The 12,578-nt window shown below is 55.3% G+C and carries 12 protein-coding genes; 6 read left to right on the plus strand and 6 right to left on the minus strand.

The genetic code is table 11. The features are described from left to right. The first annotated feature begins 36 nt into the window (after nucleotides 1-36). The 4 genes from ectB to BM155_RS09820 all read left to right on the plus strand — a co-directional run bounded on the left by ectB (nucleotide 37) and on the right by BM155_RS09820 (nucleotide 5,419). Nucleotides 37-1,371 (plus strand): diaminobutyrate--2-oxoglutarate transaminase, encoded by a 1,335-nt coding sequence (gene ectB, locus BM155_RS09805; RefSeq protein WP_067155162.1) that lies wholly within the window; start codon nucleotides 37-39, stop codon nucleotides 1,369-1,371. 114 nt (nucleotides 1,372-1,485) lie between these two features. Next, nucleotides 1,486-1,887, plus strand: coding sequence for an ectoine synthase (locus BM155_RS09810; RefSeq protein WP_074903010.1), 402 nt, complete (start codon nucleotides 1,486-1,488; stop codon nucleotides 1,885-1,887). Between the two features lie 286 nt (nucleotides 1,888-2,173). Then, nucleotides 2,174-3,619: an aspartate kinase gene (locus tag BM155_RS09815; RefSeq protein WP_074902852.1), complete on the plus strand. Its 1,446-nt coding sequence runs from the start codon at nucleotides 2,174-2,176 to the stop codon at nucleotides 3,617-3,619. Between the two features lie 381 nt (nucleotides 3,620-4,000). Then, a complete protein-coding gene (locus BM155_RS09820; protein ID WP_074902853.1) occupies nucleotides 4,001-5,419 on the plus strand; it encodes a sodium/proline symporter in 1,419 nt (472 codons plus the stop codon). 100 nt (nucleotides 5,420-5,519) lie between these two features. On the opposite strand, the gene BM155_RS09825 is transcribed toward BM155_RS09820, so the two are convergent. The 5 genes from BM155_RS09825 to BM155_RS09845 all read right to left on the minus strand — a co-directional run bounded on the left by BM155_RS09825 (nucleotide 5,520) and on the right by BM155_RS09845 (nucleotide 9,411). After that, a complete protein-coding gene (locus tag BM155_RS09825; RefSeq protein WP_067155155.1) occupies nucleotides 5,520-6,086 on the minus strand; it encodes a YceI family protein in 567 nt (188 codons plus the stop codon). Next, on the minus strand, nucleotides 6,083-6,700 hold the full coding sequence (locus BM155_RS09830; RefSeq protein ID WP_074902855.1) for a cytochrome b: 618 nt from the start codon (nucleotides 6,698-6,700) through the stop codon (nucleotides 6,083-6,085). The genes BM155_RS09825 and BM155_RS09830 overlap by 4 nt, the downstream gene beginning before the upstream one ends. Nucleotides 6,701-6,874: 174 nt before the next feature. Next, entirely contained in the window at nucleotides 6,875-7,531 is a 657-nt protein-coding gene (locus BM155_RS09835; RefSeq protein WP_074902857.1) for a hypothetical protein, read from the minus strand. 408 nt (nucleotides 7,532-7,939) lie between these two features. Beyond that, nucleotides 7,940-8,893, minus strand: coding sequence for a magnesium/cobalt transporter CorA (corA, locus tag BM155_RS09840; protein ID WP_067155149.1), 954 nt, complete (start codon nucleotides 8,891-8,893; stop codon nucleotides 7,940-7,942). An 80-nt stretch (nucleotides 8,894-8,973) separates the two neighbouring features. After that, the gene (locus BM155_RS09845) at nucleotides 8,974-9,411 is read right to left on the minus strand and encodes a host attachment protein (protein ID WP_067157947.1); all 438 of its coding nucleotides are present in this window, start codon (nucleotides 9,409-9,411) and stop codon (nucleotides 8,974-8,976) included. A gap of 357 nt (nucleotides 9,412-9,768) precedes the next feature. Here BM155_RS09845 and BM155_RS09850 point away from each other — a divergent pair, with 357 nt between their 5' ends. After that, nucleotides 9,769-10,197 (plus strand): Hsp20/alpha crystallin family protein, encoded by a 429-nt coding sequence (locus BM155_RS09850; protein WP_074903012.1) that lies wholly within the window; start codon nucleotides 9,769-9,771, stop codon nucleotides 10,195-10,197. 80 nt (nucleotides 10,198-10,277) lie between these two features. Beyond that, nucleotides 10,278-10,697, plus strand: coding sequence for a CBS domain-containing protein (locus BM155_RS09855; protein WP_231902380.1), 420 nt, complete (start codon nucleotides 10,278-10,280; stop codon nucleotides 10,695-10,697). 287 nt (nucleotides 10,698-10,984) lie between these two features. Here BM155_RS09855 and BM155_RS09860 read toward each other — a convergent pair whose 3' ends face one another. Then, entirely contained in the window at nucleotides 10,985-12,520 is a 1,536-nt protein-coding gene (locus BM155_RS09860; RefSeq protein ID WP_074902860.1) for a phospholipase D-like domain-containing protein, read from the minus strand. Nucleotides 12,521-12,578: the final 58 nt, after the last annotated feature.

Below are 12,578 nucleotides of genomic sequence, written 5' to 3' on the forward strand. Positions count from 1 at the left end.
ACTGAACCGACAATTCCCGAATCCAAGGTTGCCGATATGAAAGTTTTTGATGAGATTGAATCGGAAGTGCAGAGCTATGCGCGCGCCTTTCCGCGTGTGTTCAACAAAGCCCAGGGCGAGTATCTGTACGACGAAGAGGGCAATCGCTACCTGGATTTCCTCGCCGGTGCAGGCACTCTGAACTACGGACACAATAATCCCCTGTTCAAGGAAGCGTTGATTGAGTACATCCAGCGGGACGGAATCACCCACGGGCTGGATTTACACACCAAAGCTAAGCGCGAATTTCTCGAGTCTTTCTACGACAAAATCCTCAAACCCCGCGGTCTGGATTATGTGGTGCAGTTCACTGGCCCCACCGGCACCAATGCAGTGGAAGCGGCGCTGAAAATAGCGCGCAAGTACAAGGGACGGGAAAATATCATCTCTTTCACCAATGGTTTTCATGGCTGCAGTATCGGCGCGCTTTCCGCGACCGGAAATGCTCACCACCGCGGCGCCGCCGGTGTGAGTATGGTCGGCATCACCCGTATGCCCTACGACGGTTACCTCGGTGACAATGTGGATACCACGGCTTATCTGGACAAGGTGCTGTCCGACTCATCCAGCGGTGTCGACCACCCCGCGGCTGTGCTGGTGGAGACAGTGCAAGGTGAGGGGGGCATCAATGCTGCCAGTGCCGGCTGGCTGCGCAATCTGCAAACGGTGTGCCGGAAGCATGATGTACTGCTGATCGTTGATGATATTCAGGCAGGCTGCGGTCGCACCGGCAGTTATTTCAGTTTTGAACAGGCCGGTATAACGCCGGATATTGTCACTCTGTCCAAGTCGCTGTCCGGCTATGGCCTGCCGTTTGCCGTGGTATTGATGCGCCCGGATCTGGATCAGTGGAAACCGGGCGAGCACAACGGCACATTCCGTGGCAACAACCTGGCCTTTGTCACCGCCAAGGCGGCCATCGATCACTACTGGAGTGATGAACGGTTTGCCAGGGAAGTACTGCGCAAGGGGGATTATATCGGCCAGCGTTTGGAGCAAATTGTCGAAAAATATGGTGACGGCAACATGACCACCCGCGGTCGGGGCATGTTCCGCGGGCTCAATTGTGTCAGTGGCAAACTGGCCGGGCGCATTACCCGTGAGGCGTTCAGAAACGGCCTGGTGATCGAAACCAGTGGTGCCGATGATCATGTGGTGAAGACGCTCTGCCCCCTTACCATCTCTGATGAAAACCTGAAAAGCGCTTTGGATATTGTCGAAGCGGCAGTGGGTAAGGTTCTGAAAGGCACCGAGGTGCCGGAAGCATATGACTTTTTCTCCGGCAAGAATGCGTCTGCGGAGAGAAAAGACCAGTTGGCCGGTGCCGCGTAACTTTGCCGGGAACCGGTGGAAGCGGCAGGAAATGACTTTGAGTTTCGCAGCCTATTTTATCGCATAAGCGCTTCCGGTTCCGCAGCCAATGAACTCAAAACCGAGAGGAAAGCAATGATTGTAAGAAGTCTGCAAGAAGCCAGAAAAACGGACCGCCGCGTGGTTTCCGAGGGATGGGAGAGTACGCGCCTGTTGTTGAAAAATGACAATATGGGATTCTCCTTTCATATCACTACGATTTATGAAGGGGCCGAGTTGCATCTACACTACCAGAATCATCTGGAATCTGTTTACTGTGTTTCCGGTGAGGGAGAAGTGGAAAACTTGGATGACGGTGTCGTCTATCCGATCCAACCGGGAACAATCTATATCCTGGATAAAAACGACAAACACATTCTGCGTGCTAAAACCGAAATGGAAATGGCGTGTGTGTTTAACCCACCGCTGCACGGCAAGGAAGTACACAATGCCGACGGTGCTTATGAGCTTGACGGGGAAGAGGTATCCGACAAATAAGAGGAGATTGTCGAGCGGGCTACGGAAAAGCCAGTACAAAGACCACAGGAGCCTCTGATTAATTCATTTCCTGGTGGCAGAGGTTCTTCGGGGGCGGATGTAAAGCTCAGGTGATAGGACGGATGTTTTGAAACCGTCGGATACAAGGCGGTATCCGGTGGAGCTACAGGGAAGTACTCGTGCGTTTTCGAAATATCCGCCCTATTACCTGAGCGCCCCGGAACCTACCATTGTGTTTACGCGAATTAATCAGAGGTTCCCTTACTCTCTTACCTAAAGGAAAACCATGAAAGCACACACGGTGGAAAAAATTGGCGGTACGTCCATGAGTGACTACGCTGCGGTTCGGAATAATATCATTCTTAAAAACCGCGGTTCCGCTGCACAAGGGATTTATCAGCGCATCTTTGTGGTGTCCGCTTACGGCGGTATCACCGATTTACTGTTGGAGCACAAGAAATCGGGAAAGCCCGGCATCTTCGCGCTTTTTGCCGGCTCAGAGGAAGAGCGTAGCTGGGGCGAAGCTGTGGACGGCTTGCGCCAGCGCGTTGAGGAGATCAACGCGGATCTGTTTGAAGATCCGCAAATGCGGATGCGCGCCAACGCTTTTATGGGAGAGCGGATGAAGGACACCGAGCGTTGCCTCAGTGATCTGGAGCGTCTCTGTCAGCACGGGCACTTTGCACTGGAAGTGCATCTGGATACGGTCAGTGAAATGCTGGCCAGCCTCGGAGAGGCTCACAGTGCCTGGAATACAGTGCAGCTGCTACGGCAGGAGGGCATCAATGCACGCTTCGTCGATTTGACCGGCTGGCACGATGGCGGGCAGCTTGATTTGGACGAGCGTATTGTCCGCGCTTTTGCCGATATTGATTTAAGCCGGGAGCTGCCCATAGTAACTGGCTACGCGCACACGCGGGACGACTTGATGAAAACCTTTGCCCGCGGCTACAGCGAAATGACGTTTAGCCGTATTGCCGTGCTCACTGGTGCCCGGGAGGCCATTATTCACAAGGAATATCACCTGAGCAGCGCTGATCCGCGTCTGGTGGGTGAAGTGAAGGCTGTGCCCATTGGCCGCACCAACTACGATGTGGCGGATCAATTGGCCAATCTGGGGATGGAAGCGATACATCCCCGCGCGGCGAAGAGCCTGCGGCAGCGGGAGATTCCGCTGCGGGTTATGAATACCTTTGAGCCGGAGCACTCCGGCACCCTGGTCACGGGCGATTACGTCAGTGAAACGCCCCGTGTGGAGATCATTGCCGGGCGCAAAAATATCTACGCGGTGGAATGCTTCGATCAGGACATGATGGGGCATACCACCAGTTACGATCGCGCGATCAACGATATTATCGCCCGCTTCAAAGGCAGCGTGGTCACCAAGGACATCAACGCCAACACTATCACCCACTTTCTGGCCAACAACCTGAAAACGGTTAAGCGCATTGGCAGGGTCATCAGCGAAACTTTTCCGGATTGCGATATCCAGGTGCGTAAAGTGGCGGTGGTGTCCGCCATTGGCAGTGATATGAAGGTGCCCGGCATGTTATCCAGAGCGGTGTTCGCCCTGGCTCAGTCCGGTATCAGTATTCTCGCCGTTCACCAGTCCATGCGTCAGGTGGATATGCAGTTCGTGATCGATGAATGCGACTACGAACAGGCGGTGAAGTGTCTGCATCAGGCCTTGGTGGAAGTGCACGATCACGGCGAAGCGATATGCGCCGCCTAAGGAACCTCTGATTAATTCGCGTGAACACTATGGTAGGTTCCGGGGCGCTCAGGCAATAGGCTGGCTATTTCGAAAATGCACGAGTACTTCCCTGTAGCTCCGACGGATACCGCCTTGTATCCGACGGTTTCGAAATGGCCAGCCTATCACCTGAGCTTCTCATCTGGCTCCAAAGAGTTTTTACGTCAGGAAGTGAATTAATCAGAGGTTCCCTAAGAAGCCTGACGTATTCGCACCAGCGCTGTAGTCGGTTGCGGACTCAGGCAGCGCTGCCCCATTGCCTGAGCTTTTTGTGCTGCCTTGTGATCTCTTTTGTCAGGCGGTGATTTAAGCCGCGGATCATCAGCGCAATCCAACAACAAACAATAAAGGGTGCCGCCCGTGCTCATCAGCTTTTTGTTTTTTCTCGCCGTCTTTGCTGCCATTGGTATCAGTTCCTTTTTGAAAAGCCGCGGCACCAAAAAGGACTACTATCTTGCCAGCCAGGATGTGCCGCCGTTTCTGGTGGGCCTGTCGGCAGTGGCCACTAATAACAGCGGCTATATGTTTATCGGCGTGATCGGTTATACCTACGCCACGGGGCTCGCTTCTGTGTGGCTGATGGTTGGTTGGATACTGGGAGATTTTCTCGGTTCCCTGTGGGTACACAAATCCCTGTGCCGGGCGACGCGAGCCACGGGAGAGTCCAGTTACGCGGGCGTACTCAGTCATTGGGGCGGCGCACAGTTCAAGATTTGGCAGCGCCTGGCCGGACTGCTGTCACTGCTGTTTCTGCTCGCCTATGCCAGCGCGCAACTGGTGGCGGGTGGAAAAGCACTATATGTTCTGCTGGATCTTCCGATTTGGAGTGGCGCCGTTGTCGGGGGTGTCATTGTTGCCGCCTATTGCCTCGCTGGCGGTATCCGCGCTTCGATTTGGACCGATGCGGCCCAATCAGTGGTGATGATTGTCGCTATGGGCACACTGTTGGTGGTTGCCGCAAACTCTATTGGTGGTGTGGATGCCGCTATTCGTGCCATGGGGCAGGTAGACGGGTTTCTCAATTGGTATCCGAGGGATTTGCTCCTTCCCGGAGTTGCCGGCGGTGTGATCTTTGCTTTCAGTTGGCTGTTCGCGGGCCTGTCGGTGATCGGTCAGCCGCATGTCATGGTGCGATTTATGGCACTGGACTCCCCTGACCGCATGATGCAGGCGCGCCTCTGGTATTACCTATGGTTTACCGCCTTTTACGCCATGGCCACGGGGGTCGGTATGTTGGCGCGCATAATGCTCAGCGATCCTGGTAGTTTCGACGCCGAGTTGGCGTTGCCGATGATGGCGGTGGAGCTGCTGCCGCCGGTGGCGGTGGGATTGATCCTGGCTGGCGTTTTCGCCGCCACAATGTCCACCGCTGATTCCCTTGTGCTGAGTTGTTCCGCGGCCTTGACCCATGATTTGCTGCCGCAGCGTATCGAAAAAACCTGGATGTTGAAGCTCGCCACTATGCTGATTGCCGCCGCCGCGGTAATTTGGGCACTGTTGAACAAGCAGAGTGTGTTCAGCCTGGTGGTATTGTCCTGGTCATCTCTGGCGTCGGCATTTGCGCCGCTCTTGATGGTGTTGGCGCTGGGGGCACGGCCTGGGGAGCGCTTGTGTATTGCAATGAGTATCGCGGGGCTGGCGACAGCGCTGTTATGGCGCTGGCTGGGCTGGCAGGAATATGTCTATGAGGGGATGCCGGGGATTCTCGCCGGGTTGTTGGTTTTCGGTGTGGCCAGGTGGCTGGTACGGGAGCCCGCGCTGAGGGGCGCAAATGCTTGATGCCTCTGCGAGAACAAATAAAAAGCCCGGTGTTTCACCGGGCTTTTTATTTGAGAAAGGTCCAGTCGGACGCAGTGAATAGCCGAACGCTAAACCTTCCTTACATGCGTACGCCTTCCACATCCAGGATCATTTCCACTGTCTGGGAAGCCGGGCCCAGGTTGTAGTCGATACCGAAGTCTTTCAGCGCAAACTCGGTGGTGCCGCTGAAGCCCTGACGGTAGCCGCCCCAGGGATCTTTGCCGCCGCCGATGTGCGTAACGTCAATGGTAATGGGTTTGGTGACGCCGCGCAGGGTCAGCTCGCCGGTCAGTTTCGCTTTGCCGTTCCCCAGGGGCTCAAAGGCGGTGCTTTTAAAGGTGGCTGTGGGGTACTTGGCGACATCGAGGAAATCGGCGCCGCGCAAGTGCTTGTCCCGCTCGGCGTGGTTACTGTTCAGGCTGGCCACATCGATTTTGACTTCCACGGATGATTTTTCCGGTGCGTTTTCATCGTAGGAAAAGGAACCGCTGAAGTCGTCGAAACGTCCGTAGAGCCAGCTGTAGCCCAGGTGCTTGATGCGGAACTGGATAAAGGCGTGAGCGCCTTTGGTATCAATTTGGTACTGAGCGGCCTGGGCGGTCGCGCCCAGCAAGGCCGCAAATAGGAATACGGCGAACTTTTTCATTGGAGATCTCCTTCAGTGTTATTTGTGAGTGAAACTTGTGTTTGTGGCAACGGTTTGCCCGGTTGGGGTGCAAGTCCCAGCATTCGGCGCAGTGTTCCGTCGCGGTCAATAAAATGGTGCTTGAGCGCGGCCAGTGCGTGCAGGGAGACCAGCGCCATCAACGTCCAGGCCAAAATCTTGTGGATTTGCCCGGCGATATCCTCTTGGTTGGGGATGCCCTGGATGGTGGCGGGGACTGAGAACCAGGCGAAAACCTCGATGGCGCGGCCGTCGGCGGTGGAGATCAGATAGCCGGACAGCACGATGGCGAACAAAAGCAGGTAGAGTGCGCCGTGGATCAGGCGCGCCGCGAGCGTTTGCCACGGCGCTGTATTTGCCAGTGGCGCTGGGGTCGGATTAAACAGCTTCCAAAACAGGCGAAACAGTAGCGCGCATGCAAGCAGTATACCGATACTTTTATGTAACTCCGGGCCTTGCCGGTACCAGGGATCATAATAGGACAGCTGGCGCATCCACCAGCCGAGGGCGAAGAGGCCGATTGCGGCTGGAGCCATCAGCCAGTGCAGGGTGATGCTTACCCAGCCGTATTGTGTATCACTGTTTCTGGCCGCCACCGGTAGATCTCCGCTAATCTGAGCGTCCCGCCCCCATTGGGCGGGCGCAATACAGACTGCTCATTATAAAAATTCCGTCACCAGGGAACAGTGAAATAAACCGGATAAACCGATCGAAAAATTTGCGGGGCTGGTCAATTTGCAGGCAGAGCGCTTTGAGGTCGCCGCCTCCCGTCAATGCGATGTGGCACGCGCACCTTCGCGCTCGGCGGCGGCCAGGATCCGCTCCAGGGCGGATTTATCCAGGGCACTAGAGTGCCTGGCCAGCTGCTCCGCCAGCCAGGCGGGGCCGTGGCGGCTGCCGTGCAGTGCCAGTTTTTCCAACTGCCAGATGACGGAAAGCAGAAGTTGTGGTTGAAGCTCTCCTTCCTGTCCCTGTGCTGAAAAAAGGCGCGGCTCGAGGTGTTCCAGGTCGCTGCGTTTCACCCTCAGTTCCGACAGGCTCGGATACCAGCGGCCGCTGAAGGGCTCCGGCCTCTGGCTGTTGTCGAAGGTGATGCGCAGGCGGTGGCCCTCGTCATCTTCCAGCAGAGGGGTGTCGCCCTCATAAGCGGGTAAGGCGGGGCGGTGGCGCAATATGTCGACGATCGCCTTCCAGTCGCTACGATTTTCCGCGCACAGGCGCAGCGGCGTGGTCAGTTCACAGGTTTGGTGTTTATCCAGGTAAGTGAGCATTTGGCGGGCGCGATACCAATATAGATCCAGTTGGCGCTCTTCCGCCAGGTCTGCCAAATCGGCGCTGGTGACAGATTCTTCGGCGATGGCGCTCAAGTGGTTGACCGCTTGCTGTACATTCAGCCATTGCCTGCGGTGGAAGGGTTTACTAGTCATTCGTCGCCCTCCGATACGGTGCAGTCATTCATGGTCATTGCGCGAAACATCGGAAAACCTTCGACTCAATATGCGTGGCGCTGTATTCGCTCCAAAGGCACTCAGAATATGGAGTGGCCATTGCGACATTACGCAAAAATCCAGCCGGGCAAGAGTCTGGTTGTATCGCAACGCCCGAGTCATCACCTGAGCATCGCCTGCGGTGGCAAAGGGCTGTCCGTGGAGCGGATTGAGCACAGGCGCCTCAGCTGTGTTCAGGGAATTATCAATTCGTGCTCAGGGCGTGGGAGAGTTCGGCCGGGTACCGGGATAGTCCTTCTGTTCCCGGCAGCGGTGGCCGCGGTGTCGCCCGTAAAAGAGTAGCAGCTCCGATTGCACAGGCGGGAGTAACTGGCGGATGAACGCGCCCTATAACCAGCCTTTTTTCTTGAAGTAGAGGTAGGGCGCCAAACCGGAAAGCACGATCAAGCCCAGAGAGAATGGATAGCCGAGCAGCCACTTCAGTTCGGGAATAAATTCAAAGTTCATCCCGTAGATACTGGCCACTGTGGTCGGCGGCAAAAAGACCACGGCGGCAATGGAAAACATCTTGATGACATTGGTCTGGCGGATATTGATAAACCCCTGGGTCGAGTCCATCAGGAAGTTGATTTTGTTGAACAGGAAACCAGTATGAGCGGTGAGGGTGTCAATATCCCGGATAATATCCAGCAGGCTTTCCCGCTGTTCTCCATCGATATGGATGTGGCGCTGCAAAAAGGCGATCGAGCGGCGCGTATCCATCAGGCACAAAAGCACTTTACCATTGCAGTCCTCCAGGCTGGCCAGTAAGGCGATAGCATCCTCCAGATCTGAGTCTTCATCCTCCAGTACCCGGAAGCTGGCTTCACTCAGCTTTACGTGTATATCCTCTAGTGTGTCCGCCAAGTCCTCGACTTTTTGTTCGAAAATCTGTACTACCAGATCATGGGCGCTGCGCGCTTCCACCTGGCCGCGGCGAGCGCGCATGCGCAACAGCCGAAAGTCGGCCAACTCGTGCTCCCGCATTGTGATAAGCCGCCGGGGTTGCAGAATAAAAGCCACCGTGGCCGTGTAATGGCGGCCTTCACTCTGAGTCAGAAAAAGCGAGTGAATATGGACACCGGCATCGTCGACGAAATAGCGCGCCGAGGCTTCGATTTCATCTACTTCCTCCGATTCCGGCAGCTCGGTGCGCAGCAAATGTTCAAGCAGGTTCCGTTCTTCTTCCAGTGGCTCCTGAAGATCGACCCAAACCACTTCCGCCAGATCGGGTTCGGTCACCTGGGATGAGAAGGGCCGTTCGACGATTTTGCCCCGCTTGATATCGAAAAGTCTCAGCATCGTCCATTACGTCTGGTTATATCGGGATGGCAAGTTTGTAACCGCGAGGCACAAATCAATGTCCGGCTGACTATTGCAGTTTATAACCAGCGCGGAAGCTGTGCCCGGATTTCTCCCGGCGCCTGGTTGACCAGATTTTTGCCCGTCTCTCCGGCAATGGCCGCGCGTGTGGGTGGTTTCAGCGCCTCGCGCAGGTTGCCCACCATCTGCGGTTCGGCCACGATGTAGAGTTTCTCGTAAAGTCCTTGAGTGCGGCCGCGCTCCAGAGTTTGGGCGAGCTCACGGGCAAATTTTCTGCCGCTGAGACGGTGTAGTTGTTCCGTATTGCCCATGGCGTGACGGCCCTGGCCGCCGCTGTCAAAAGTACGTCCTGGGGCGTCACTGATCAGATCCCGGCCGCTCATGCGGGACTGGGGGTAAATCATTGACTCCAATTCGTGCAGTTCACCAGAACGCTTTTCCGCTTCGAACAGCCGCGCTTCAGACTGATTGGCCACAAGGACCCATGCGTGTGCCATAAACGATACCTCACCAATTGTCATTTCTATGCTAGGGAATTCCGGGCGAATTCTGTAATGCTGTCGGTGAGAAGTATCCAGATTGTGGTAAAAGCGCAGCAGTGGTCGGCAGAGCGCCAAAAGCCCGCTACGGTATCCGCGCGAATTACCAAAGAAGTTCCCCCTACTCAGAGATGTTTTGCGTTTTTCTATAGCAAATCACGTTCAGAAATTTTTTCTATATAAAAAAATCTTTTAAAAAGAACTACCCCTGGTGCCGAAAAAAAATCCGCCTGTCGTCCTAGACTTAGTTGGACGATGTTCGGCGCGCCACTGCGAAGTGGCTCTTTTAATCCATACCTGATGGGAGGTTATTCCATGAGCTTGATTCCAAGAGGATCGTTGTTTGACCTGGACAATATGATTGAGCAGTTGATGTTGCCAAACCGTGTTCTGGGCCAGGGCACCGAGGGATTTTTTTCTCCCCGCATTGATGTCTGTGAACACAAAGACAGTTACGAGATCAGTGCCGAACTGCCAGGCGTGAGCAAAGAGCATATCAACGTGACCCTGGAAAATGGCGTGCTGACGCTGGAGGCGGAAACACACAGGGAGAACAAAGAAGAGAAGGAGGGACGTGTGATCCGCGAGGAGCGCCGCTATGGAAAATTTTTGCGCAGTTTCAATCTCGGCGAAGATGTCAGTGAGAAGGAAATTGATGCGAATTTCAAAGATGGCGTTTTGACATTGAAGGTTCCCAAGCGCGAGGAAGTTCAACCTCAGCGCAAACGTATTGAAATTCACTGAGTATCACAGCCAAAGCGCGGTTGTATCTGTTGGTAATCGCAGACGGTTTCCGCCTGTGTCGAGCATTAAACTGGAGTTGAATGATGAAAGTGAAACAGGCAATGCACGAAGGTTGCACTTGGTGTTCCTCGGACACGCCTTTGTCAGAAGTGGCGAAGCTATTGCGCGATGAGGATATCGGTGCAGTCCCCGTGGGTGAGAACGACAAGTTGATCGGTATGATCACAGACCGGGATATCGCCTGCCGAGCTGTCAGCCTGGGAGGAGATATGTCTTCCGTGACTGCCCGGGATGTGATGACAGAAGGTATCCAATGGTGCTGGGAAGATGAGGATCTGGACTCGGTCATACAAAAGATGGAAGAACATCAGCTGCGCCGGATGCCGGTCATGAACCGCGAGAAGCGCGTAGTGGGCATTCTGAGTCTGGGCGACATTTCTCATGCATCCGCTCACAGACAAACCGGTGAGTTTGCCTCGGCGGTATCCGCGCATCACTAAAATTACCGCCCCGTGCCCCGGGCTGGGAAATGGAAACTACGCCAAAAAAACCGGCAGCATCGGCTGCCGGTTTTTTTACTAAGAGGGCCCTGATTAATTCACGTGAGCACTGTAGTTAGTTCTGGGGCGCTCAGGCAATGGAAGGATATTTCGAAAACGCACGAGTAGGTGTCTGTATCCGACGGTTTCGAAGTATCCTTCCCATCACCTGAGGTTCTCATCTGGACGAGCAGTTTATTTGTCGTTAAGGAGTGAATTAATCAGAGATGCCCTAATGGGTTATACCGTTACAACAGCGACTCCAGCGGTAGCCATCCGCTGAGGCGGGAACCCATCCGTTGCAGCCAGTTTGTGTCCGGTTCTCGATGCAGTTCCGCACCGTCGGAGCGGCGCCATACGATCCGGTTGTTGCGCAGCAGTAGCTGATAGGCATTTTTGTGTACGTTTGCAATGAGGTTTTTGCTCACCATCTCCGTCAGCTGCGGAGACTTTATCATCAAGCCCAGCTCCGTGTTCAATAGAATGGAGCGCTGGTCCAAATTGAAAGAGCCCACGTAGAGCCACTGGCCGTCCACCGCGAAGAGTTTAGCGTGCAGTAGGGATCTGGACTCACCATGCCAGCTGTCCAGCTTGTACTTCAGGGCACTGGAAAGCTCATAGAGACGAACGCCGGCCTCCAATAGCGGCCGCCGATATTTACGATAGGCGCCATGGACAAAGATCACGTCACTGGATGCCAGGGAGTTGGTCAGGATATAAACCTCTACTCCGCGTTCCGCGGCGGCGATCAGTTGTTGCAAATAGTGCTCTCCGGGCAGTAGATAGGGAGAGATGATAATGAGTTGCCGGCGGGCGCCTGTGATGCGCCGCATCAGTTCGCTACCGGCGAATCCCCCCTCTGTACCCGGCGGCTGAGCCACTTTCCTCGGGGGATCGAAAAGGGCGTGGGCCGGCCCCCAGTACCACAGATTGGCGTTGTGGCTCAATGTCTTAATCACAGGTGAGTTCAGCAGGCTCCTGCCGTAATCACTGGCGAGAAACTTTTCTGCCTTGCGTAAGAGCTCCGCCGAGAATTGCCGCTGCCGCTCCGGGTCGAGCCGCTCGTGGATCACCGACTGCACAGGAAAGCTGTAGTGGCTGTTCCAGTAAATATCGAACTGGCGGGTGATTTCCGGCACGACCGCGCCTATAGCGATCAGATCCAGATCGCCGAAGTGCTCTTTGCTGTCGAACCCAAAATATTTGTTGCTCAGATTGCGCCCACCAATAAAGGTCACCCTGCCGTCTGCGGTAAAAGATTTGTTGTGCATCCGCCGGTGCAGACGTCGGAAGTCCGCGAGCAATTCCAGGGTCCGAGGGCCCCGGTGCGGAAAAGGGTTGAACAGTCGGATCTGGATATTCGGATGCCGCTGGAGAGCGAGTAGCAGTTTTCCGGCGTCGCCAGTGGTGAAATCGTCCAAAAGAAAGCGTACACGTACGCCGCGCTCAGCGGCGCGCAGCAGTTCCCGTGTAAGCAACAGGCCGGTTTCGTCGTGGCGGAAAATAAAGTACTGAATATCGATGGAACTGCGGGCTGCGCGGATGACGGCCAGGCGCACGGCCAGTGCATTGTGCGCAGAGGTCACCGGGTAGACACCGGTCTGGCCGGGATGGCCGCGGGTCAACCGGTCGCTGACGATTACCAGCGGCGCATCGGGAGGCGCCTTTGTTTGCCCGCTAGCAATTCTCTCGGGAGGTTGTGGAAAAGTCACCGGGCCGGAGCAAGCCCACAGGCACAGCAACAGTAGAACCAGGAATGGAGATTGGCGGAGGGCAGCTTCCATGCGGGCAGACTGGATTCCTTGGATGAGCCCGGACTCACAGTATAGACGTAGGCCGGGA

This window comes from Microbulbifer thermotolerans (assembly GCF_900112305.1).
Classification (GTDB): Bacteria; Pseudomonadota; Gammaproteobacteria; order Pseudomonadales; family Cellvibrionaceae; genus Microbulbifer; species Microbulbifer thermotolerans.